This is a genomic window from Pseudovibrio sp. W64 (assembly GCF_001623145.1).
Taxonomy (GTDB): Bacteria; Pseudomonadota; Alphaproteobacteria; order Rhizobiales; family Stappiaceae; genus Pseudovibrio.
In genome coordinates, this window is the sequence record NZ_LMCI01000001.1 from 73,321 (window position 1) to 95,752 (window position 22,432).

The following is a 22,432-nucleotide window of genomic DNA, read 5'->3' on the forward strand; positions in this document are numbered from 1 at the left end:
CAGCCACGAGTAGAACCGAGTTATCGTCAACCTATTCCTGTATGCCATGACTTGTCTCTCGCAAGAGAACTTGTTGGCCTTCACGACAGTGGAGCCTTGTGGTGGCCAGAAGAGCGGACCCTTGTGGTGTCTGATCTCCATCTGGAAAAAGCAGCCAGCATTGCCAAGAGCAAGGGCCTGATGCTGCCTCCTTATGATACAGCTACCACACTGGAAAAGCTCTCCGCCCTGATCGATCTGTTCGATCCGCGCCGCGTGATCTGCCTTGGTGACAGTTTCCATGACTGCGAAAGCTCCGAGCGCATGCCTGCGGCGTATCTCGCCATGCTGGCAACCATGCAACTGGGACGGGAGTGGATCTGGATCACCGGCAACCACGACCCTGAGATTGCCCGGCACATTTGCGGTGAGCGCTATCAAGAGCTCTCCATCAAATCCCTCAGTTTTCGGCATGAACCGAATGAAGAGGCTGAGCGCGGCGAGATTTGCGGGCACTTGCACCCAGCCGCCAAAGTGCGCCGGATGGGCCGTACCATTCGCAGAGCCTGCTTTGCGACCAACGGCAACCGCCTTGTGTTGCCAGCCTTTGGTGCGCTGACAGGTGGCCTGAATGTGATGGACAGAGCTTTTTCTGATGTGTTTGCCGAGAAGCGGTTCTCGGTGTTCATGCTGGGCAACGGGCGATTGTTCCCATTCACTGCCTCCAAGCTCCTCAGCGAGTAACAAAAAGGCCCTTCTGATTTGAGGGCCTTTTCTTTTGTCTGCAATCGATGAACGCTTTCGCTTCCTAATCTTTCTTGAAGATCACGCCTGCGAGCCATCCGGTGAACAGGGCCAGAATGATGGCCAGTGTGCCGTAGACCGCCGGATGTTGCCGGGACAGGTTGAACGTCACCTGCTCAAAGCCTGTTTTCGCCACGGTCAGCACTTGCTCCTGCTGGTCCAGCAGAACGCCGCCGCTGAAGAGGAAGGTCGTGACTTTGTAGTCCCCTGTCGGGATGGTGGCTGGCAGGTCTACTGTGGTGGAGAACAGGGTCGGGCTCAGGAAGTTGATGGACTTGGACATCTGCGAATAAAGGCCGTGCTGGACACGGGAGCGCAGGAACGCTGCCTTAAACGCATTGCGCTCTAACGCTGGCGCACGGGTGCCCAAGGCTGCAAGCGGCAGGTGTTCCAAACCAATGCGGTACTGTTTGAGCCAGTCGTCTGATGCGATGTTGCGCAGGTCATCCGTTGCATGGACGGCGTAGAAGCTTGGGACAGCGATGTAGGTTTGTGAGGTGGCGTTGATCCAAAGGCCGACGATGCGGTCCTTGCGCCATGTGGTGACGCGCTCCAGCGGGCCTTCCACAACGACGACCACATCCTGATTGCCGGTTCTGGAGACGGTTTCCGCGTCTCTGGCGATCTCTCCGTAAACCAGGATCTGCGTTCCGGTGAAGTTGGAGGTGATGGCCACGTGAGAGGACGAGACGGCAGACACGAGCTTTTCAGCCAGAGCGGGTGCACCAGAGATGAGTGCCAGAAAGAGGACTGTCAGCAGTGTTGTGAGTGAGTAGAGCGCTCGTCTCATTTGACTGGCTCCTCAATTACGCTGACGGAATAGAGGTCTTCCGGTTCCACAATCAGATTGAACGCAAAGCGCAGGCCGACGAGCAGCACCAGCAGGCCGAGGCCGAGGCGCAGGTGTTCACCGCGCATGCCCTGCCCCACCTGCGCGCCGAACTGAGCGCCAATCACGCCACCGATCATGAGCGTCAGGGCGAGCACGATGTCAACGGACTGGGTGTTGATGGCATGCAGGAAGGTTGCCACGGCCATGGTGCCGAGGATTTGCAGCAGTGAGGTGCCGATGACGATGTTGGCCGGTACGCGCAGCAGGTAGATAAGCGCTGGCACCATCATGAAGCCGCCGCCGATGCCGAGGACGGACCCGAGGAAACCGATGGAGCTGCCGATACCGAAGATCGGGATGACGCTCACATAGAGTTTGGACCGGCGGAAACGGACCTTGAACGGCAGGCCATGCACCCAGTTGTGTTGTCCGGGTTTGCGGCCAGCAGGTGCTTTCCCGCTTTTGCGGCGCATGATGGCCTTCATGGATTCACCCAGCATCAGCACGCCGATGGTGCCGAGGAAGGTGACGTAGGCCAGCGAGATCACCAGATCCAACTGCCCGAGGCTGCGCAGGATGCCGAAGATCCAGACACCGATTGCCGAGCCTACGACACCTGAACACAGCAGGACGCCGGCGAGTTTGAAGTCAATGCCCGCTTTGCGCCAGTACGACAGAACGCCGGAGGCCGAGGAGGCAACGATCTGTGTGGTGACAGTTGCAACGGAGACGGCTGGCGGAATTCCGGAGAAAATAAGCAGTGGCGTGAGCAGGAAGCCGCCGCCAATGCCGAAAAGCCCTGAGAGGAACCCGACGGTTCCGCCCATGGCGAAGATCATGAAGACATTAATCGGCAGTTCTGCGATGGGTAGATAGATCTGCAAAATGGCACCGCGGGTCACTCAGGTGACCTGACAGTGCGCCCCGAGTCACCTTTTATCCAACAACATTGTAGAGTGTTAAGCGCCATTCCAGACGCTCTGTCAATCTACGCGGAGCAGCAAGTGCAAATCTAACCAGAAATCCCCTAGTAACGTGAAATTATATGGTCTGAGAGGCCAGCGCCGTCATCAGACGCCGGTCAGGTTCACCCGTTGCTTCCATTCCCAAACGCGCTTGCAAACTCTTGATCGCGCGCCGTGTATTAGGTCCCATTACACCATCTGGGTTGCCTGGATCATACCCCATATCGAGCAAGGCTTGCTGTATTTTTTTCACAGATGGAGAACCGGCCTGTGAAACTGTGGTTTTCGGCTTGCCGGACCACTTGATGTCGATCATGACTTTGTTGGCGGCAGGATCAACCGGCTTCATCTGATAGGTCGCAACTGCTTCCAGAGCCTGTCCGTGCTGGCGCTTGGTCAGGCTGGCGGCGACTTCGTCGCGTTTTCCGGCGGCGTCATCGTCCCCTTGCAGGGCTGCGAGGGCAAACCACTTGTAGCTTTCCACCAGATCCTGCTTCATGCCAAGGCCACGCGCTGCGAGGATGGCAAGGTTGAACTTGCTGTCTGCTACGCCATGGTCAGCAGCGATGCGGAACCATTTGACGGCGGAAGCGTAATCCGGTTTGCCATCGATGCCTTCTACATAGAGAACAGCGAGGTTGTGCATGGCTTTGATGTTGCCTTGCGCGGCTGCCAGAGAATACCAGTCCCGTGCCTGTGCCAGATCCTTCTCAACACCGCGGCCTTTTTCATAGAAGCTGCCGAGGCGGTATTGCGCTGGCGCCAGACCTTGCGCTGCTGCTTTGCGGTACCAGTCCGCTGCTGCACCCAGATTGGCGGGAACCAGATTGCCCTCAGTGTAGCGGCGTGCGACTTCGAACTGGGCGGCAGCTTCGCCAGTGGTGGCGGCTGTGCGCAGATCAATCGGGCCGATTGCATATGGCAGATCGTAGGCGGACTGTTTTGGAGCAACCTGCTGAACTGGCTGCTGCGGAATGATTGGTGTCACCTGCTCTCCAAACCCAGAGGCGGTTGCCTGTGTGGTTGGAACGCTTGCCGTTGTGATCGGATCAGCGGCCACATTGGAAGCAACTTTTTGAGCTGGCTGTGCTTTGCTATTTCCCCCGCCAATGTCGGTTGCCTGACCAAAGATCAATTCTTTGGTTGGTTCGGACGGTGCGGTGGCGGAGCCTGACTGCCAGATGCTTGTGGAACTGACGGGTGACGGTAACTCTACCCCAGAGGGCATGGAGGATACACGGCTGACAACATCAGGCGCTGCAATTGCGTCGACACCACCGCTCAGCAGGGAAGAGTTGTCTTTGCCTGGCATTGGTGCGTCTGGCGCCATGATGCTTGGCGTTGTGTCAGATCCTGCTGTGTCAACGCCGTCTGAACTGGAGAACAGACCTGTGTCGAACACCCGCAACGCGCCGATGGTCAGAAGAAGAGCCGCTGCTGCCAGCATGATTGCGCGGCGGCGATTGGATTTGCTTTCCTTCTTCTTACCCTTTGTTTCTGTTTCAACTTTGCCCAGCTCAATTGGTGCGGCAGACAGATTGATCGGCTCTTTCACCGCAGTCTCTGTCTCGCTTACGATGTCTTCTGAGCTTAAAGAAATAGGCTCTTCGGCCACCTGAAGTTTGCTGAGAACCTCAGCCGTTGCAGCTGCCTTTTTGGCGCGCAGGTTTTCAGGAACCTCAACATTTTTGGTCCGGTTCGGGCTGATGTAATCACGCAGACGACGTGCCCGTTCTGGTGCTTTGCTCGTGCCGGCTGCAGGCTCTTCGTCTTCCTGCTTGGCTGTCTTCGCTTCTTTGGCAGCCGCTTTTGCAGCACGGCGGGCCGCTGCTATGAAGTCTGCTTTACGGTTACGCGGGCCTTCGGGTTCTGCTGCAGCAGCCTGTTCCGCTGAGTTTCCTTTGCGCCCCATATTGAAGGCGCCCAGAATGCTGCTGATCTGCGTGTCGCCAACCAGTTTCTGGTGTTCGTTGGAAATCTCTGTGTTGCCAATGGCGTTGCGGATGCTTTCCAGATTTTCCAGACGATGGGAAATGGTGCCCAGTACATCGCGCACATCTTGCAGCGCATGCTGGTCTACATCGTCTTTCTGGCCGGATGCTTCCAGCAGGGACTGCAGGTCGAGACGCAGCGCAGAAATGGCAGCTTCAACAGCCTCCCCCTGCTCAGCGCCATTGCCCAGAGCCAGATTGTCTGTTGCAGCCTTTACCGCATCCTGTGCGATCTGCTGCGCCTTATCCACCATGTCGGTGTGAAGGCCTTTGATCTCTTGCTCGATGGTGCCGAAGCTGTTTTCCAGATTGCCGATCGCGCCAAACTGGGTCTGAGACATATCCAGCTTTTGAGAGAGGTTTGCAATCTGCTGTTCCAGACGATCAATCTCAACATCTGAAGACAGGCCAGACGGGCTGGAGATGGTTGCAGCCAGCTCCTGCAGTTGGGATTCAATATCGCCTGAGGTTGCCAATGCACCGATGTGGCCGCGCAGTTCTGCGATCTCAGCGCGGATCATGGACATTGCTTTGTCGGAGGAACCGGCATGCGCACTGTCTTCAACCATCTGTGTCAGCGTCATCACACGCTGTTCAAGACGGGCAAGAGCCGCACTTTCGTTCTCGTTCAAAACCACCTCGAAGGAGGTTTCCGTCAGGCGGACTTCGATGTCATCCACTTTGTTGCAGAGATGGTCGAGGCGACCTTCGATGGACGAGAACGCCTGATCGAAGCCTGTTGTGGCTTCCGGGCTTTTCTCCATGCGGTCCAGCTTTTCGCCGATATCAGAAAGGCGATCTTCCAATCGGTTCAGTTGATCGTTGTTGCCTGCTTTTTCCGGGCCTTCAGCCAGAATGTTGGAGATGGAGTCCAAACGGCCATGCAGACGGTCAATCACTTCACCATCTGGCATGCGTGTTTCAACGCTGCTGAGGCGAGACTGGATATCGCGCTGAATTGCAGAGAAATGGTCCAGCTCATCCATGCGAGCTGTCAGGAACCGGATGCGCTGATCCACATCATGGATCATGCGGCCTGAATCCAGACGATCAATAACTTGTCTCAGCTGAGCAACTTCATCGCGGACAACTTCCAGACCAGCGGTGCCGGAGCGCAGCAAAACATCTTCCAGACGGTCGCCCATGGAGGACAGACGGTTTTCCAGCGAGTTGAGCTGATCAACACGAGGCAGCTGGCGGATTTGGTTTTCCACCTCGGCCATCCGCTCAGACAGGCTCTCGTAAATCGCCGGATCGACATTCTTTTCTGCCAATTCCTGCAAGCGAGACTGGATGGATGCGTGCGCCATGCCCAAAGCATTGAGGCTGTCCTCAATGTCAGAGCGGGACAGTGCTGACTTCATCTGCTCCAGTTCGTGGCGCAGTTCTTTGAGCAGCAGGCCGTTGCCCTCTTCATCGCGCAGGCGCCCAATAATCTCGGAGAGCTGCGAGCGATTGTCGGAGGTGCGGTCCATCATTTCGTCGCGCAGGCTGTTGAGCTGTGTCTGCATGCCATCGTGCAACTGCTCAAAGCGCGCCTCATCCGGCTCGCGCAACGTATCAAGCTGACTGGCCAGCTGCTTGAAGTGGCCGTCAATCATTGTGTTGAGTTCAGAATATTCCGCAGTTTGTGCTGGCTGCGGTGCTGCTGGTCTCTGGCTCTGCCGTGCTTCCACACCGTGCGGCATTGCACCTGCGTTGAAGCGAGGCTCCATCTGCGTGACCGGCGGACGAGCATAGTCTTGCGCGGCGGGTGCCCAGTTCTGCTCCATAAGAGCTGGTTTTGGCTCTTGTATAGGCGCAGCATTTTCAGCTTTTGGCGGAACACCCTTCCCTTTTTCATTTTCGTTATGAGCAAGGGAGTTCAAGCGTTCATCCAGGGCGTTCAAGGCATCAAGCACAGAGCTGATGCGCTTTACCTTGGAATTCTCCGCGTTTGGATCTTCGTCCTGTCTGGCCACTGGTGCGGCCCATTCCTGATTTTCCGGCTGCATAGGGGCAGCAGGATGTGCGGATGGCTGGTGCGCACGCGGCTGCATTGGTGCAGGCTCAGCATATTGCTGGGCGCGGCGCTGCGGCGCATAGGCTTCAGGTGCCTGTGGTAAAGGAGCCTGTTCCTGTCTGCGCATAACTGGTGGGCGCGGATGCAGGAGCGGATCACGAGAAATACCAGCGCGTGCATACAGGTGCTGGTCGGCAGACGGATCGTACTGATCCTCATAGGCATGTGGGCTTGTTGACTGGTCGAGACCGGATCTCAGGTCAGAGCGGTGCCATGGATCACGATTTTGGGGATCACGATTTTGGGGATCACGAACTTGGGTGTCACGAGTATGTGGGTCGCGAACATGAGGATCACGCGCATGCGGCGCATGCATGTGTTGATCACGTGCACGTGGCTGTGGTTCTGCATGAGCGAGGGGTGTACGGCCTTCAGACTGCATCAGGCGGCTTAGTGCCTGCGCAACTTCGTTCATCGCCGCTTCCTGAGACGTGGGATGAGGTTGTCCGTAGGGTTGCTGCGCCGCTGTACCAAATTCATCAGAATAGGGAGAATGGGCCGCATGCCTTGCTGCTGCAGGATTATGTTGCGCCATTCCACTTTCCTCCAACCACTTTACGTGGTCTGCATCCAGCCCTTCACCAAAGGACTTGTCTGAAGCGGATTTTCCAAATTCTGGTTTATTCCAAGACATGCCTGAAGGGCCTCATAAAACTATCCGGACCGCGCCATGTCGTCTTTCCCTGCCCAAATCACATTATAAAAATAAACGTCAACCACTTTACGTGGTCTGTGAGTGGGTCAAGAAACGAATCACCTTGCGGTTTTGCACCGGTCTTAAAACTCGTAGGACTAGTTTTTTACTCGTTAGGGTAAATAGCGGGTTAATAGCTCGAATTCTGCGTGAAGAGCCCTTAAGGAATGTGAATTACGGCGGTTATCATGCAGATACCCTGCTATTTCAGGGAGTACGGAACAAACTCATGAAAATAATTCGTGTCCCGATTTACTCGAATTAAGGGTTATCAAGCCGCGCACGCTGGACCTAAGTGTTCTTGCCAATGTATAAACTTGATGGAAATTGCGCGGTGCATCATTTAGCATGTACTTAAGTACGGATGTCGTACATTAGAGGCAGTGTCGTGAGAGCAAAGAAGAACAGGTCAAGCAGATGAGCGAAGCCCTACATATCAATGAGATGATTGTTGATGTTGTTGCCAATGAGCTGGGTAAGGGAAAGAAGACACAGTTTACCATTGGCGACCTGGCAAAAGAATTTGATGTTACCCTCCGCACTCTTCGATTTTACGAGGACAAGGGCCTCCTGAATCCTAAGCGTGACGGGCTTAATCGCATTTACAACCGTCGGGATCGTGCGCGTTTGAAGCTGGTTCTGATGGGAAAACGTGTTGGTTTTTCTCTCACTGAAATCCGCAGTATGCTGGATCTTTATGATCTGCGTGACGGTCAGGTCACCCAGCTTGAGGTGGCACTGAGCCGCTTTCAGGAGCAGATTAAAGTGCTTGAAGGTCAGCGCGCCAATATTGATGAAGCGATTGAAGACCTGCAGAGAACCGTCACGATTGTTGAAGGTATGCTGCGCGAAAAAAGAGGCTGATTTCCAGTCCGGTCAGGTGGGGCTTTTACCCCACCTTTTTGATTTATAGCCACTTATAGGCACCTGAATTTATTCATGAAGAATACGTTCAATATTTTTCACCTATAAAATACCGGCTTATCTCCCGAACTTTCTTAATTTAATTGTTATCCAAACCATAATCTCGCAAAACGCTTGCCACGCGGATGCGATACTTCTGGAAATATTCATTTTTTCCCAGTTGCTGCGCTTCCTGATGCTTTTCCTGAGTGCGCCAGCGCTTCACAGCTTCTTCGTCCTCAAAAAATGACAGTGACAAAATTTTCTCAGGATTGGTGAGACTCTGAAATCGCTCAACAGAGATAAACCCCGGGATTTTCTCCAGTTCAGGCTTAATTGAGGCAGCCACATCCAGATAACTGGCTTTGTGGTCTGCGAAGGGTTCAACTTCAAAAATAACGGCAATCATGCTGGGAACTTTCACGGCTTGTTTGGCGATTACGGCTTTGCATGCGGCGTGGATGCAAGAGTGAGAAACGTTCTGTCTTCTTTCAGGATGAACTTTTCTCTCATAGCGAACTCATAGTTTTCGCGCCCGAGCGGGTCATTTGCAAGAGTGGCTCTGTATTCTTCATAGTGAGCCAAGCTTTGCACATTGTAGATGCCATAGGCCAATGTGGTGGAACCTTCATGAGGGGCATAGTAGCCAATCAAGTCTGCCCCACAACGCGGGATCGCCTGCCCCCAATTGCGCGCGTATTGTTGGAATTCTGCCTTTTTCGTCGGGTCTATCTGGTAGCGGATGACACAGGTGAGCATCACAAATCTCCGGTTCAGTTCGTCAATGCCACCGGTGTAGCAAGCTGGTCTGCGCTATTGTTTCGATCGTGATCGAACTATCAATTTTGCGTGTGTGCTATAGTCATCGGGCAGAATTCAAGAATGGAGCCCCACATGAAAGAAGGTCCGAATATTGCCGGGATTGCCGCGCTCATTGGAGACCCGGCACGGGCGAACATGTTGCAGGCTCTTATGACCGGCGTGGCGTTGACGGCCAGTGAACTGGCTCAGGAGGCTGGTGTTACGCCTCAGACCTCCAGTTTTCATCTGGGACGGCTGGCGGAGGCCGGATTGATTACCCTGCGCAAACAGGGGCGGCACAAGTATTACAATCTGGCAGATGCTGATGTTGCAGCTTTGCTGGAAGCTATGAGCGGCATTGCCATGCGCTCTGGCATGACGCGTGTGCGGACCGGGCCGAAGGAGCCCGCCCTGCGCAAAGCCCGTATCTGCTACAACCATCTGGCCGGAGAGTATGGGGTCCAGGCCTATGACAGTCTGCTGGCGCGAGAGTTTTTGGTGGAAGATGGTGAGCAGCTTCATCTGACCGGAGATGGCCGATCCTTCCTGAATGAGCTGGGTGTGGCGCTACCGGACAAGGAGACCAAGCGGCGGCCCTTGTGCAAATCCTGTCTGGACTGGAGTGCACGGCGGTCGCATCTGGCAGGAATTGCGGGCACCTCCCTGCTCTCCTTCTTTCTGGAGCAAGGCTGGGCCAAGCGTGTGGACGGGAGCCGCATAATCGAGTTTTCCAAAAACGGCGATTCTCGCTTTCACGCCATATTTTCCCTTTAAAATTGAGGGGCAGACAAAGCTTACCCGTCACTTTCATAGTACCAGAGGCAGGGTCCACTAAGATTTCACAGGGAAGTTATCAGGTGCAAACCCGCAGGATTCCGCGGATACGTACCTACCCCTAAGAAATTACACTTGGGTATAACTTGCCGCAGGCGCGAGGGCGCTCTATATTCCGTCACAAGTTGACGTTTACGCAAACGTTAAAGCCATGCCTCTAGGGTTGGTCGGAAGGAAAAATTGCTATGCCGAGTTATAGTGCTCCCGTCGAAGACACTCTCTTTTTGCTCAAAGATGTTTTGGGTTACGAAAAACATTCCAACTTGCCCGGGTTCTCCGAGGCGACGCCGGATCTGGTTGAAGCCATCTTGAAAGAAGGCGCAAAGTTCTCTGAGGAGATCGTGCAACCGCTGAACCATTCTGGCGATAAAGCTGGTTGTATCCGCCATGATGATGGCTCTGTGACAACGCCTCCAGGCTTTAAAGAAGCCTACAACGCCTATGTTGAAGCTGGTTGGGGTGGTCTGTCCGTTCCTGAGCAGTATGGTGGTCAGGGCCTTCCGTCCATCTTCTCCGGCATTGTGAATGAGTACATCTGTTCGGCGAATATGGCGTTTGCCATGTATCCGGGCCTGACAGCTGGCGCGATGGCTGCTCTGCATACGCATGCAAGTGACGAGATCAAGGACACTTACCTGCCTAAGATGGCAACCGGTGAGTGGACTGGCACCATGAACCTGACCGAGCCACATTGTGGTACGGATCTGGGCATGCTGCGCACCAAGGCTGTTCCGCAGGCGGATGGCTCCTACAAGATTTCCGGCACAAAGATCTTCATCTCTGCAGGTGATAACGATCTTTCCGAGAACATCATTCACCTCGTTCTGGCTCGTATCGAAGGCGCTCCTGCCGGCACCAAGGGTATTTCCCTGTTTGTTGTGCCGAAGAAGAAGCTCGATGCAGACGGCAATCCGGGTGAAATGAACGGCGTTTCCTGTGGTTCCATTGAAGAGAAGATGGGCATCCACGGCAATGCAACCTGTGTCATGAACTATGACGATGCGACTGGTTTCCTCGTTGGTGAGGAAAACAAAGGCTTGCGCGCCATGTTCGTGATGATGAACGAAGCGCGTCTTGGCGTTGGTATTCAGGGGCTGTCCCAGTCCGAAGTGGCTTACCAGAACGCAGTTATCTACGCGAAGGATCGCTTGCAGGGTCGTTCCCTGACCGGACCTAAGAACCCGGAAAAGCCAGCTGACCCGATCATCGTGCACCCGGATGTGCGCCGCGTGTTGATGACCATCCGCTCCTTTAATGAGGCAGCGCGTGCTCTTTACATGTGGACTGGCCTGCATGGCGATGTCTCTCATCTTTCCGAGGATGAAGCTGAAAGACAGTCTTCTGACGACATCATGGGTCTTCTGACCCCAGTGATCAAAGGCGTTATCACCGATAAGGGCTTTGACAACGCTGTGATGGCTCAGCAGCTTTACGGTGGTCATGGTTACATTCAGGAATGGGGTATGGAGCAGTTCGTTCGCGACGCTCGTATCGCCATGATCTATGAAGGTGCCAATGGCATTCAGGCGCTTGATCTTGTTGGCCGTAAGCTGCCAGCAAACGGTGGCCGCGCTATTCAGGCATGGTTCAAAGAAGTTGGCGCGTTCATCAAAGAGCATGAAGGCGACGAAGAGCTGACCGTTTACACCACAGCGCTGAAGCAGTCTTTGAAGGACCTTCAGGCCGCGACCATGTGGTTTATGCAGAACGCGATGAAGAACCCGGACAATGCGGGTGCCGGATCCAACGACTACATGCACCTGTTTGGCCTTGTTGCCCTTGGTTACATGTGGACCAAGATTGCGATTGCAGCAAAAGGTAAAATTGCTGAAGGCGCAAACGGCAAGGAAGACTGGCTGAACACCAAACTGACCCTTGGTACCTTCTTCATGGAGCGTATCATGCCGGAATCTTCTGCTCATCTGGCCCGCATCTCCACCGGTGCGGACACAATGATGAGTCTGGACGCAGAAGCGTTCTAATCACTTTATCGCAACTCAAGGGCCTGGGACCTATCCCGGGCTCTTGTCCTGCCCTATTCTCAATCTGATATATTAAGCTGACAGATTTTAGGAGTGCGATATGGCGGAATATGAACTTCAGTGTTTTGCGCAAAGCGGCAATGCCTACAAGGTTGCGCTGATGCTGGAGCTTTCCCAGGCATCATGGACCCCGACGTGGGTGGATTTTTTCAATGGTGCGACCCGCGATCCTGAGTTCCGCAGCGAGCAGAACGAGATGGGGGAGATTCCCGTGCTGATCCACGGGGAAACACGGCTGACCCAGTCTGCCGTGATACTGGAATACCTTTCCCAGCAGCTTGGCACATTTGGCTGGGAGAGCGAGGAAGAACGCCGGGAAATTTTGCGCTGGCTTTTCTGGGATAACCACAAGCTGACCAGCTATGTGGCAACCCTGCGCTATATGCGAGCCATGGTGAAGACCGGAGAAACCGATGTGACCCGCTTTTTTGAAGGCCGGACCATCGCCACGTTGAAGGTGCTGGACCAGCGCCTTGCGAACAGTGACTTCCTTGTTGGAAATCGCCCGACAATCGCAGACCTTTCGGTGTGCGGATACTTGTTTTGGCCAGAAGAGATTGGTGTGGACTTCGGCCCTTATTCAAATGTGAATGCATGGCTTGAGCGGATTAAGGCCCTGCCCCATTGGGTAGCCCCTTATGACCTGATGCCCGGCCACCCCTTGCCTACACCAGCCTGACCAATTTTTGCGGAGGACAATATGGCAGACGCCCTTATATTCGATCATGTGCGCACCCCACGCGGGCGCGGCAAGAAAGACGGCTCCTTGCATGAAGTTTCGACAGCGCGCCTTGCAGCGAACGCTCTTGAAGCCATCAGAGACCGTAATGAGCTTGATACCAAGCTTGTAGATGACGTTGTGCTTGGCTGTGTTGACCCAGTGGGTGACGCAGGCTCTGACATTGCACGCGCTGCTGTCTTCGCAGCAGATTATGACCGCTCAGTCCCGGGTATCCAGATCAACCGCTTTTGTGCGTCTGGTCTGGATGCGGTGAATATGGGTGCCTCCCAGATCATGGCCGGTCAGAACCAGCTGGTTATTTCCGGCGGTGTTGAAGCGATGAGCCGTGTTGGTCTTGGTGCTTCTGGTGGCCCTTGGCCTGCTGACCCGCAGGTGGCTATTCCTGCTTACTTCATGCCTCAGGGTGTTTCGGCTGACCTGATCTCCACCAAATACGGGTTCTCCCGTGATGACGTGGATGCATATTCTGTAGAAAGCCAGCGCCGTGCGAAACAGGCATGGGATGAAGGCCGCTTCAAGAACTCAGTTGTTCCTGTGCGCGACATCAATGGCCTGACCATTTTGGACCGTGATGAGCACATGCGCCCTGAAACAAACATGCAGTCCCTTGCAGGTTTGAACCCATCCTTTGAGATGATGGGCAGTATGGGTGGCTTTAACGCTGTTGGTATTCAGGCACATCCTGAGATCGAAAAGATCAACCACATGCACCATGCTGGTAACTCCTCCGGTATCGTGGATGGTGCTGCGGCTGTGTTGATGGGTACGAAAGAAGCTGGCGAGGCTTATGGCCTGAAAGCACGCGCACGCATCAAAGCGTTTGCAAACATCGGTTCTGATCCGGCTTTGATGCTGACAGGTCCGGTTGATGTGACCGAGAAGCTTTTGAAAAACGCTGGCATGGAAATTGGCGATATCGACCTGTTTGAGCTGAACGAAGCCTTTGCTGCTGTTGTTCTGCGCTACATGCAGGCGTTTGAGATTGACCACGCCAACATGAACGTAAACGGTGGTGCAATTGCAATGGGTCACCCGCTTGGTGCAACCGGCGCAATGATCCTTGGTACAGTTCTTGATGAGCTGGAACGCCAGGACAAAAACACAGCTCTTGTTACGCTGTGTATTGGTGCTGGCATGGGCACAGCAACCATCATTGAGCGCGTTTAAGGGGAGAGACGAACATGACTTACACACACTTTACCCTTGAAACCGATGCGGACGGCTTTGCAGTTCTGAAATGGGACTCGCCTGAAAAGCCGATGAACGTGTTTGACGAGTCCGTCATTAACGAGCTGGACAAAATCATCGACGACATCACCGCTGATGACGCCATCAAAGGTGTTGTGGTTGCGTCTGGCAAGAAAGCGTTTTCCGCTGGTGCTGACCTTTCCATGATTGGCAAGGCTCTTGCCGGCTTTAAAAAGCGTCAGTGCGTTGACCCGGAAGGCGCTGCGAAAGAACTGTTTGAAGGCACTCGCAAGCTTTCTCTCGTGTTCCGTAAAATGGAAACCTCCGGCAAGCCATATGTGGCAGCGATCAACGGCGTTTCCATGGGCGGTGGCACCGAGCTGGCGCTGGCCTGTCATAAGCGTATCGGCGCTGAGGAAAGCCTGAAGATGGCTCTTCCTGAAGTGAAGGTTGGCCTGTTCCCAGGTGCTGGCGGCACACAACGTGTTATGCGCCTGGTTGGTGACCTTCAGGGCGGTCTGCAATTCCTGCTGATGGGTCAGAACCTTGATGCGAAGAAGGCCATGCGCCTGAAGCTGATTGACGCTGTTGCGCCAGAAGCTGAGCTGGTTTCTGCTGCCAAGAAGATGCTGAGCGAAGGTGTTGACCCAGTTGCGCCTTGGGACAAGAAGGGCTTCAAAATCCCAACCGGTAAGGTTTACTCCCCATCCGGTATGCAGTTCTGGCCTGCTGCGAACGCGATTTACCGTCAGAACACCTACGACAACTACCCGGGCGCACGCTACATGCTGCACTCTGTTGTTGAAGGCCTGATGGTACCAATGGACACTGGCCTGACCATTGAGAGCCGCTACTTTGCCCATGTTCTGCAGAGCAAGGAAGCTGCCGCTATGGTTCGCTCCCTGTTTGGTTCCATGCAGGAGCTGAACAAAGGGGCTCGCCGCCCTGCTGGTGTGCCTGAGACACAACTGAAGAAGGTTGGTGTGCTTGGTGCTGGCATGATGGGTGCAGGCATTGCTTACGTGACAGCGAAAGCTGGCCTTGAGGTTGTTCTGATCGACCAGTCTCAGGAAGCTGCTGACAAAGGCAAAGCTTACTCTGAAGGCCTTTTGGACAAAGCCATCAAGCGCAGCAAGTCTACTCCTGAGAAAAAAGAGAAGCTGCTGAGCCTGATCACTGCGACCACTGACTACAACGCCCTGAGCGATGTAGACTTGGTAATCGAAGCTGTGTTCGAAGACCGTGAAGTGAAACGCGTTGTGACCGAGAAAGCAGAAGCAGCAATGCCAGCTTCCGCAGTTTATGCGTCCAACACGTCTACTCTTCCGATCACCTCACTGGCAGAAGCGTCATCGCGTCCAGCTGACTTCATCGGCATTCACTTCTTCTCCCCAGTGGACAAGATGATGCTTGTTGAGATCATTTTGGGTGAGAAGACTGAGGACAAGGCAACAGCTGTTGCTCTGGACTACGTGAAGGCCATCAAGAAGACCCCGATTGTTGTGAATGACAGCCGTGGTTTTTACACCTCCCGCGTGGTCGGCACTTACGTTCGTGAAGGCATCATGATGCTTTCCGATGGTGTTCCGGCAGCTATGATCGAGAACGCTGGCAAGATGGCAGGCATGCCTGTTGGTCCGCTGTCTCTGGGTGATGAAGTTGCTCTGGACCTTGCCTGGAAGATTAAGGAAGCGACCAAGAAAGACCTTGGCGATGCTTATCCTACCAGCGGTTTTGACACCATTTTGGATGCAATGGTTGTTAAGAACGAGCGTTTTGGCCGTAAGAACACCAAGGGCTTTTACGACTACAAAGGCAAGGACAAGGCTCTGTGGCCTGGCATTACTGACATCACAGGTCCATCCAAGTCTGCCGATGAGTTTGACATTGAAGAACTGAAGGACCGTCTTTTGGGCATTCAGGCTCTTGAAACCGCACGCGTGTTTGAAGAGAACTGCCTGACGGACGTTCGTGAAGCAGACGTTGGCTCTATCCTGGGCTTTGGCTTTGCACCGTTCTCCGGTGGCACGCTGTCCTACATCGACGGCATTGGCACCAAAGAGTTCGTAGAGCGCTGTGACAAGCTGGCTGCAAAATGGGGCGACCGCTTCGCACCAAACAAACAGCTGCGCGCAATGGCAGACGCTGGCGAGACCTACTACGGTAAGTTCTCCCCCGCAGAGGCTGTCGCAGAGGCTGCTGAGTAAGACAGGCCAGGCTGAGCTTTATTGCTCAGCCCTCTGGTTTGAGATTGAAGCGCCGGTGGGAGAAATCTCGCCGGCGTTTTTCTCTAGCAAGTTGCTAAAATCAATTTTATCAGCTTCCTCTTTGATATGTATAGTTCCGAAGACTGCAAGCCCAGAAATCACCCCGACGCACCAAAAATGTAAGACCCTTTTGATGACGTGTAGATTTTCTCTACCGCTTTTCTTTTTTGACAACTGGGTCCATTGCGCAAGGCTGCAGACAACACTGTAGAAGAAGTAAAAGGCAGAAACAGCGAGAAGAAATAAATAAAGAGAATAGGGCATGTGGCTATCGCCTTTCGAAATGAGGGCCGCTCTCAGAGCGTTTGCTAGGCCTCGTCGTGTTTCATCATATCCCCCTATGATGATATTGTCTCTGCCTCTTGATTACACCTGCCCCTTGCGATGTGCTGAAGGACACTCGCGAAGCCTGTCAAATCCTATACCAGAGGTTGATGATAATAATGTAGCAAAGATCTCGCGATGCCTATCAATACCCAGCGCCTCACCAATGTTCAGTCCACGCATCCGTTGCAGGCAGCAGCAGGTGCACAAAACGTGCAAAGCGCTAATAAAGCTGTCGAGGTTGGGCAGTCATGGAAGGGAAGCCTCAGCTGGCAATCAGGGGCGACACCGCTTGAAGACAACTCCCACTTTCGCGATCACCTGACCAACCAGGCTGCTTTGCTACAGCCCACTGCGCACAGCTGCATGAACTGCAAGGAAGCTGTTCTGCTGATGGGGCTTAAGGCATATGCGGACACACCGGAGAGCAACCGGGTCATTCGCGAGCTGGAAGACAATCTCAACTACGACATTGGCTACAATGAAATTCTGGATGGGGTTGTCGGGTATGACGACAGCGAGCCAGCAATCTCCTTTGAAGCGGGTGATGTGGTGTTCTTTTTTGCGGACACGCATGTGGCATTGGGAGCGGAAGACGGCAAGATGCTGAGCCTGTGGTTTGGACCGGGCGATAGCAGCAATCTCCAGGAGGCTGGCCCGGACGAGCTTTTTCAGCTGACAAAAGAAAATCCTGAGACCTACTATCAGGCCGCTAAAGGCTGGTTCAATGTAGAATCCGGCGATTATGAAATTGAACTCCAGTTTCTGGAGGTTAAGTCTCAGTTACAGGATGCGTTGGAAGAGAGCGGGACACTTTCAGACACCCAGCGCTATGAGTTCAGAGATAAAATTGACGGACTGCTCCGACAAGCTGGTGCTGATCCCAACAATGCCTGGGAGTTCATCACCGTCGCCAAGCAGCCTTTAGAAGTCCTTGGGACGTAAAGGCCAGTTTCACGCCTCACTTACTTCGAGAGAGCACTTTGCCGCATACTCATAGTAGTTGTTGGAGCCTTCTGAATGGGTCACGCAAAAGCTGTGGCGCTGGTAGAAATCGTTAGCGCGGCTGAAGCGGAGGGCGTCGAGGCGGATGGGTTTGTTTTGCTCATCCGCTTGATCCTTGATCTGTTGCAGGATCTTTGAACCGAGGCCGAGGCCTTGTGCTTCAGGCAGCAGATAGAACATGTCCAGATACAGATGATCGGGGTGGTTCAGGACCACGAAAAAGCCGACTGTCTTGCCGCTCTTCTGGATCTTCCAGGTCTTCTCAGGTGCGTATTCGCTTAGGAAGATCTCTCGGGCTTTATCGTGATGAAACAGCCCATTGGCTTCCGCACTTTCCTTCATAGCGGTGTAGCGAATGTGCTGGAGTTCTTCGAAGTCTTCCTGAGAAGCGGTTTGGAGTTGGAAGGCTGATTCTGGCATAAATTCGTAGTAGTTGTTGAACTCCACGTTGTGCGTGAAGTTGAAGCCTTGCGCCAGATAGAACTTGTTGGAGTTGCTGATACGCAGCGCTCCAAGCTGGATTGGCTTGTTCAGCTGCGTAGCTTGTTCTTTGATGTTTGTAACAATCTGCCCACCGATACCCTGCCCTTGGGTTGTTGGGTGCAGGTAGATCATATCAAGATGGATGTAGTCCTGATATTCATGCACCGATGTAAAGCCGAGCAACTCTTCGTTCTGCACAATCTTTAGCGTTGCCTCGGACTTGAAGTCTTCAAAGAAATGCCTGCGCGCAAGGGCATAGTCCGTGAGATTGTTGGCTGCCCATTCGTCTTTCATCGCTTCATGGCGCAGGTCTGCGAGCTGTTCGATATCTTTGGGTTCAGCGCGTTTCAGAATGAAAGTTGGTGCACTCTGCGGCATGCTTTCCAGCGGGAGTTCGTAGTAGTTGTCGAACTCTGCACTGTGGGTGTGCTGGAAACCGTAGCGCAGATAGAAGGCGTTGGCTTTGCTTTGTTTCAATGCACCCAGGCGGATTGGCTTTCCTTTTGAGAACGCATGCGCTTTGATCCGGGAGATCACGGCGGCTCCTATGCCACCTCCCTGAGCGCTTGGGTGGATGTAGAGGTGGTCGAGCCAGATGTAATCCTGGCGGTCCCGTAGTACATAGAACCCCAAAATCTGTTGTCCTGAGACGAGTTTGAAGGTGTCTTCACAGACAAAGCTGTTCAAGAAACGTTCGCGCGCTCGTTCGGGATCAAAACGGCCCAGCGCTTCAAGGCTTTCGCGCATGGACTGGACGCGGATGTTTGCGAGGAGGTCTGCGTCTTCCGGTTCCGCAGCGTAGACAATAAACGGCACACCAATAACTTTCAGCAATAACCTGAGCGTACAATTTGGATTTGCATCTATGCAATATCCCTCAGGCTTCCTATATAGAAATCAATGTTAAGCAGTATGCACTAAACTTAGGACAGTCAAACTGCTTTGACCTTTTATTACAGTGCGTTTCCTTATCCGAAAAGCGGTTTCCGGCATTCGGGGATACGCTTTGGTGTAGCGGAGATTTTGATGTCAAACGATAAGTTCAACCGTTTTCTTGGAGACTCGCCGGGGCGCGTTCTCATTCGGCTGATTTTTCTATCTTTGATTGTCGGGATTGTTTTGTCTGCGCTGGACTTTTCACCGCTGAGCCTGATTTATTCCGTGCAGGATTTCTTTGTCAGGATCTGGAATATGGGCTTCTCAGCGATTGAACGCTTTGGCTCCTACTTCTTCCTTGGAGCCATCGTCGTGGTGCCACTGTGGTTCATTACTCGCCTTATGAACTGGCGCGGGCGTTAACCGCGCCTGCTCCGGCAGAGAAACCACTACTGCATACAGATGTTGTGTATGTTGGTTGACAGGTTGTCGAAGATCTCCGGATCTTCGCTCGTGTTGCCAATCAAAACGGCAACTTCCAGTGCTGCAAGCACGAAATCGGATTTCACCAGCGCTTCTTCAGAGGACCAGCTGCCACTGTATTCCAACAGGTCCGCCAACCAGACACGGTTGCGGCGCGCGAAAGTCGCAGCAAGTTCCTGAAGCTCATCCGGCAGTTCTTCATCCTTGTCGCCCAGCACTGCTGAGAGGAACAGCTCACCACCGTCTGCCATGCCTGCCTGAAAGGCGGCAATGTAGGTATCCAGCGCTCTGCGAAAGTGAAGAGTTTGCGTGGCAGGGTCACCCAGGATCTGCAGGAAGCGGTCGATATACCTTTGCAGCACGGCATGCTCTACCCCCTTTTTGGAAGAGAACATTTTCGAGATATCCTGCTCGCTTGTTCCAGTACTGCTGGCAAGCTGGTCGACATCCAAGCCCAACAGCCCGCTTTCCCGGATCATGTAATCCGCAGTATCCAGTACAACGCTTCTATTGGTGACTACAACACCCATATGTGTCTCCTAGCCTTCCGAGGCATTTTATTTGCACTTTACGGAGGGGATACTGCGCATTTTTCATAAAATGGCAAGACACATTTACCTATTCAGTTCTTAATGGTAGAATATTACATTTAACTAAAATTTTATATAAATAGGACTTGTTTTTGAATCATAAGTACTTCGCTGCCACACGGTACAGATTTGAATGCCGGTTAACCAATAGTCGAAGATTATACGAATAACCACCTCCCAGCACACCTGCAAGTGGAAGCCCCTCATTCCTTACCAGTTTAAAGACCAGTTCCTCTCGTTTTCGCAGCCCCTCATCAGACAGTGCAAGACGCCCTAAACGGTCATCATGATGAGGGTCGACACCTGCATTGAAGAACACCAGATCGGCTTTGAAGGTGTTGAGAACATGTTTGAGCGTGTCCTCCAAGATCTCAAGATATTCGTCATCCTCCATGCCATCGGTCAGGGGTACATCCAATGTGGAGGCCTTCTTGCGGACGGGGTAGTTCTTTTCTGAATGGAGGGAGAGTGTGAAGACGCTGGTGTCATGAGCGAAGATATCGGCAGTCCCGTCTCCCTGATGGACATCCAGATCAACAATGAGCACGCGGCGTACCATGCGCATGGCCTGTACCGCCCTCACCGCGACGGCGACATCGTTGAACACGCAAAATCCTGCTCCTTGTGCAATGCGGGCATGGTGCGACCCACCGGCGGTGTTGCAGGCGACGCCATACTCCAGCGCCAGCATTGCCGTGAGCAGAGACCCACCTGTTGCGCATTGCGCACGGAAGGAAACGCTTTGGGTCATAGGAAAGCCGATCTCGCGCACGATGGCGTGGGGAACATTGCAGCTGAGAACCTGATCTACATAGTCTTTTGCATGTACCCGCAGCAGGTCTTGTCTGGAGATTGGCTCCGGCTCGTGGAAATCATAGAGTGCACCGTCTGGATCGGTTTGCTTCAACCACTGAGCTACTTCCGCATATTTGCGCATTGGAAACCGGTGGTTTTCCGGAATGTCTGCCGTGTATGCAGGATGGTGCACGATTGGGAGCTTCACAGGGGCAGTACCTTCTCTGAAATCACTTTTGCTTTGTCGTTTCCTGATCCGAAAACTGGTTCCCATGCTTGGGAGATACACTCTTATCTATAGCAGGTCTGCGCAATATGGTATGGACAAACGCAGAACAAACCAATATGCCAATGATACTTTGATTATCCAATCCATTTTGAGCTGCTTGCTGGTGCTGCACTCGTTCGTTTGAAGGTTTCCCGCGTGTCTACAAGTTTCAAGGTGACGAACCGCTCTTTCCTTGCGCTCGCCGTTCCTATGACACTGGCGTATATCTCTACTCCATTGCTGGGGTTAGTTGATACTGCTGTGATTGGACAGCTGCATGATGCGGCCCTTTTGGGTGGGTTGGCTGTTGGCACGATCCTTTTTGATGTGATCGGCGCTTTCTTCTATTTCTTACGCGCAGGAACGACAGGCCTTGCTGCACAGGCTCTTGGTGCCAACAATGGCAATGAACTGCGTGCCGTGCTCGCCCGTGCCCTTTTGCTGGGTATTATTGGTGGCATTGTCGTCATCTTTTTACAGTGGCCGCTTCTGACGTTTGGCTTGCCCATTATTGGCGGGACGGATGCGGTGCAGGAAGCTGCGGCGACATACTTTGCGATCCGTGCGTTTTCAGCACCGTTTGTGCTTGCCAACTATTCTATTCTTGGCTGGTATCTGGGCCTCAGCAAAGCCGGTATCGGACTGCTTATTCAGACCTTCCTGAATGTCATCAATATGGTGCTTTCTGTTGTGTTTGTGCTCGGGTTTGATTGGGGCATTCCCGGTGTTGCTGTGGCAACCTTTATTGCCGAGATGCTGACATTTGGCCTTGGTCTTTTTCTGATCAAGCGCGAACTCCGCGGCGCGCGTTTACCTTCGTTTTCTCAGATCATCATTTGGGAGAAACTGAAGCCGATGCTGGCGTTGAACCGGGACATCATGATCCGGTCCATGGTGATGCTGTTTGCCTTCGGCTTCTTTACCTCTCGCAGTGCTGCTCAGGGAGAAGTGGTGCTTGCCGCCAATGCTGTGCTTGAGAAGTTCATTCTGATCGCAGCATTCTTTCTGGATGGTACGGCATCAGCTGCAGAACAGGTAATAGGGCAAGCAATCGGGGCCAAACAGCGGACTGCCTTCCGCAAAGCCCTGCGGCTCTCCATCGGCTGGGGCTTTGGGCTTTCCTTTGGTGCGGCAGTCGTGTTGTGGGTGGCTGGCGGACCGGTTATTGACCTGCTGACAACACATACAGAGGTGCGAGAAACAGCACGTACCTATATGATCTGGGCTGGACTGACGCCGATCATTGGCACACTGGCCTTCCAGATGGATGGTGTATTTATTGGCGCAACATGGTCTCAGGATATGCGGAACTCTGTTGTGGTCTCCACCATCCTGTTTCTTGCCAGCTATTACCTGCTTTATCCGCTCTACGGAAACCACGGTCTGTGGTTCTCATTGCTGGTGTTCTTCGGGGCGCGTGGTTTGACCCTTAGTTATCTGTGTGTGGTTCGCGAACGCCAGTATTTTGGAGCTCTCCAAAAGGCATAATTTCAGGACTTCCTCA

The 22,432-nt window shown here is 53.4% G+C and carries 19 protein-coding genes; 10 read left to right on the forward strand and 9 right to left on the reverse strand.

What is annotated here, in order from left to right:
* The first annotated feature begins 51 nt into the window (after positions 1-51).
* Entirely contained in the window at positions 52-723 is a 672-nt protein-coding gene (gene pdeM / locus PsW64_RS00385) for a ligase-associated DNA damage response endonuclease PdeM (RefSeq protein WP_193757730.1), read from the forward strand.
* A gap of 64 nt (positions 724-787) precedes the next feature.
* On the opposite strand, the gene PsW64_RS00390 is transcribed toward pdeM, so the two are convergent.
* The 3 genes from PsW64_RS00390 to PsW64_RS00400 all read right to left on the reverse strand — a co-directional run bounded on the left by PsW64_RS00390 (position 788) and on the right by PsW64_RS00400 (position 7,267).
* Positions 788-1,573 carry a TIGR02186 family protein gene (locus PsW64_RS00390; protein ID WP_063302344.1) on the reverse strand — a complete coding sequence of 262 codons (786 nt, stop codon included), beginning with the start codon at positions 1,571-1,573 and terminating at the stop codon, positions 788-790.
* Positions 1,570-2,499 carry a sulfite exporter TauE/SafE family protein gene (locus PsW64_RS00395; protein WP_063302388.1) on the reverse strand — a complete coding sequence of 310 codons (930 nt, stop codon included), beginning with the start codon at positions 2,497-2,499 and terminating at the stop codon, positions 1,570-1,572. The genes PsW64_RS00390 and PsW64_RS00395 overlap by 4 nt, the downstream gene beginning before the upstream one ends.
* Positions 2,500-2,656: 157 nt before the next feature.
* Positions 2,657-7,267, reverse strand: coding sequence for a peptidoglycan-binding protein (locus tag PsW64_RS00400; protein ID WP_063302345.1), 4,611 nt, complete (start codon positions 7,265-7,267; stop codon positions 2,657-2,659).
* Between the two features lie 477 nt (positions 7,268-7,744).
* Between PsW64_RS00400 and PsW64_RS00405 the strand changes: the two genes are divergently transcribed.
* Positions 7,745-8,191 carry a MerR family transcriptional regulator gene (locus tag PsW64_RS00405; RefSeq protein ID WP_057464950.1) on the forward strand — a complete coding sequence of 149 codons (447 nt, stop codon included), beginning with the start codon at positions 7,745-7,747 and terminating at the stop codon, positions 8,189-8,191.
* A 139-nt stretch (positions 8,192-8,330) separates the two neighbouring features.
* Here PsW64_RS00405 and PsW64_RS00410 read toward each other — a convergent pair whose 3' ends face one another.
* Both PsW64_RS00410 and PsW64_RS00415 read right to left on the reverse strand, forming a co-directional pair.
* The gene (locus PsW64_RS00410; RefSeq protein WP_063287327.1) at positions 8,331-8,639 is read right to left on the reverse strand and encodes an antibiotic biosynthesis monooxygenase family protein; all 309 of its coding nucleotides are present in this window, start codon (positions 8,637-8,639) and stop codon (positions 8,331-8,333) included.
* 29 nt (positions 8,640-8,668) lie between these two features.
* Positions 8,669-8,989, reverse strand: a complete 321-nt coding sequence (locus tag PsW64_RS00415; RefSeq protein WP_063287326.1) for an NIPSNAP family protein — start codon at positions 8,987-8,989, stop codon at positions 8,669-8,671.
* Positions 8,990-9,124: 135 nt separating this feature from the next.
* On the opposite strand from PsW64_RS00415, the gene PsW64_RS00420 reads away from it, so the two are divergent.
* From PsW64_RS00420 to PsW64_RS00440, 5 genes are all read left to right on the forward strand, one after another.
* Positions 9,125-9,805: an ArsR/SmtB family transcription factor gene (locus tag PsW64_RS00420; protein WP_063287449.1), complete on the forward strand. Its 681-nt coding sequence runs from the start codon at positions 9,125-9,127 to the stop codon at positions 9,803-9,805.
* 245 nt (positions 9,806-10,050) lie between these two features.
* A complete protein-coding gene (locus PsW64_RS00425) occupies positions 10,051-11,847 on the forward strand; it encodes an acyl-CoA dehydrogenase C-terminal domain-containing protein (protein ID WP_063302346.1) in 1,797 nt (598 codons plus the stop codon).
* Positions 11,848-11,947: 100 nt separating this feature from the next.
* The gene (locus tag PsW64_RS00430) at positions 11,948-12,586 is read left to right on the forward strand and encodes a glutathione S-transferase family protein (RefSeq protein WP_057464945.1); all 639 of its coding nucleotides are present in this window, start codon (positions 11,948-11,950) and stop codon (positions 12,584-12,586) included.
* Between the two features lie 21 nt (positions 12,587-12,607).
* Positions 12,608-13,816: an acetyl-CoA C-acetyltransferase gene (locus PsW64_RS00435; protein ID WP_063302347.1), complete on the forward strand. Its 1,209-nt coding sequence runs from the start codon at positions 12,608-12,610 to the stop codon at positions 13,814-13,816.
* 14 nt (positions 13,817-13,830) lie between these two features.
* The gene (locus tag PsW64_RS00440) at positions 13,831-16,044 is read left to right on the forward strand and encodes a 3-hydroxyacyl-CoA dehydrogenase NAD-binding domain-containing protein (protein ID WP_063302348.1); all 2,214 of its coding nucleotides are present in this window, start codon (positions 13,831-13,833) and stop codon (positions 16,042-16,044) included.
* 18 nt (positions 16,045-16,062) lie between these two features.
* On the opposite strand, the gene PsW64_RS00445 is transcribed toward PsW64_RS00440, so the two are convergent.
* Positions 16,063-16,368, reverse strand: a complete 306-nt coding sequence (locus tag PsW64_RS00445) for a hypothetical protein (protein WP_063295639.1) — start codon at positions 16,366-16,368, stop codon at positions 16,063-16,065.
* A gap of 198 nt (positions 16,369-16,566) precedes the next feature.
* Between PsW64_RS00445 and PsW64_RS00450 the strand changes: the two genes are divergently transcribed.
* Positions 16,567-17,373 (forward strand): hypothetical protein, encoded by an 807-nt coding sequence (locus PsW64_RS00450; protein WP_063302349.1) that lies wholly within the window; start codon positions 16,567-16,569, stop codon positions 17,371-17,373.
* Positions 17,374-17,382: 9 nt separating this feature from the next.
* Here the strand turns inward: PsW64_RS00450 and PsW64_RS00455 are convergent, their stop codons facing one another.
* Positions 17,383-18,732, reverse strand: a complete 1,350-nt coding sequence (locus PsW64_RS00455) for a GNAT family N-acetyltransferase (protein ID WP_063302389.1) — start codon at positions 18,730-18,732, stop codon at positions 17,383-17,385.
* 210 nt (positions 18,733-18,942) lie between these two features.
* Here PsW64_RS00455 and PsW64_RS00460 point away from each other — a divergent pair, with 210 nt between their 5' ends.
* Complete coding sequence (locus PsW64_RS00460; protein ID WP_057464942.1) at positions 18,943-19,215, forward strand: DUF6460 domain-containing protein; 273 nt, start codon at positions 18,943-18,945, stop codon at positions 19,213-19,215.
* 26 nt (positions 19,216-19,241) lie between these two features.
* Here PsW64_RS00460 and PsW64_RS00465 read toward each other — a convergent pair whose 3' ends face one another.
* Together PsW64_RS00465 and PsW64_RS00470 are read right to left on the reverse strand one after the other, a co-directional pair.
* The gene (locus tag PsW64_RS00465; protein ID WP_057464941.1) at positions 19,242-19,805 is read right to left on the reverse strand and encodes a TetR/AcrR family transcriptional regulator; all 564 of its coding nucleotides are present in this window, start codon (positions 19,803-19,805) and stop codon (positions 19,242-19,244) included.
* A 157-nt stretch (positions 19,806-19,962) separates the two neighbouring features.
* Positions 19,963-20,802 (reverse strand): histone deacetylase family protein, encoded by an 840-nt coding sequence (locus PsW64_RS00470; protein ID WP_063302390.1) that lies wholly within the window; start codon positions 20,800-20,802, stop codon positions 19,963-19,965.
* Between the two features lie 282 nt (positions 20,803-21,084).
* Here PsW64_RS00470 and PsW64_RS00475 point away from each other — a divergent pair, with 282 nt between their 5' ends.
* Positions 21,085-22,416 (forward strand): MATE family efflux transporter, encoded by a 1,332-nt coding sequence (locus PsW64_RS00475; protein ID WP_063302350.1) that lies wholly within the window; start codon positions 21,085-21,087, stop codon positions 22,414-22,416.
* Positions 22,417-22,432 lie beyond the last annotated feature (16 nt).

Bases quoted from the DNA above. Each gene is read 5' to 3' on its own strand.
- PsW64_RS00400 (WP_063302345.1), bottom strand. From the start codon at position 7,267: ATGTCTTGGAATAAACCAGAATTTGGAAAATCCGCTTCAGACAAGTCC.
- PsW64_RS00470 (WP_063302390.1), bottom strand. From the start codon at position 20,802: ATGCGCAAATATGCGGAAGTAGCTCAGTGGTTGAAGCAAACCGATCCA.
- PsW64_RS00440 (WP_063302348.1), top strand. From the start codon at position 13,831: ATGACTTACACACACTTTACCCTTGAAACCGATGCGGACGGCTTTGCA.
- PsW64_RS00450 (WP_063302349.1), top strand. From the start codon at position 16,567: ATGCCTATCAATACCCAGCGCCTCACCAATGTTCAGTCCACGCATCCG.
- PsW64_RS00415 (WP_063287326.1), bottom strand. From the start codon at position 8,989: ATGCTCACCTGTGTCATCCGCTACCAGATAGACCCGACGAAAAAGGCA.
- PsW64_RS00425 (WP_063302346.1), top strand. From the start codon at position 10,051: ATGCCGAGTTATAGTGCTCCCGTCGAAGACACTCTCTTTTTGCTCAAA.
- PsW64_RS00465 (WP_057464941.1), bottom strand. From the start codon at position 19,805: ATGGGTGTTGTAGTCACCAATAGAAGCGTTGTACTGGATACTGCGGAT.
- PsW64_RS00445 (WP_063295639.1), bottom strand. From the start codon at position 16,368: ATGCCCTATTCTCTTTATTTATTTCTTCTCGCTGTTTCTGCCTTTTAC.
- PsW64_RS00430 (WP_057464945.1), top strand. From the start codon at position 11,948: ATGGCGGAATATGAACTTCAGTGTTTTGCGCAAAGCGGCAATGCCTAC.
- PsW64_RS00420 (WP_063287449.1), top strand. From the start codon at position 9,125: ATGAAAGAAGGTCCGAATATTGCCGGGATTGCCGCGCTCATTGGAGAC.
- PsW64_RS00410 (WP_063287327.1), bottom strand. From the start codon at position 8,639: ATGATTGCCGTTATTTTTGAAGTTGAACCCTTCGCAGACCACAAAGCC.
- PsW64_RS00405 (WP_057464950.1), top strand. From the start codon at position 7,745: ATGAGCGAAGCCCTACATATCAATGAGATGATTGTTGATGTTGTTGCC.
- PsW64_RS00390 (WP_063302344.1), bottom strand. From the start codon at position 1,573: ATGAGACGAGCGCTCTACTCACTCACAACACTGCTGACAGTCCTCTTT.
- PsW64_RS00460 (WP_057464942.1), top strand. From the start codon at position 18,943: ATGTCAAACGATAAGTTCAACCGTTTTCTTGGAGACTCGCCGGGGCGC.
- PsW64_RS00435 (WP_063302347.1), top strand. From the start codon at position 12,608: ATGGCAGACGCCCTTATATTCGATCATGTGCGCACCCCACGCGGGCGC.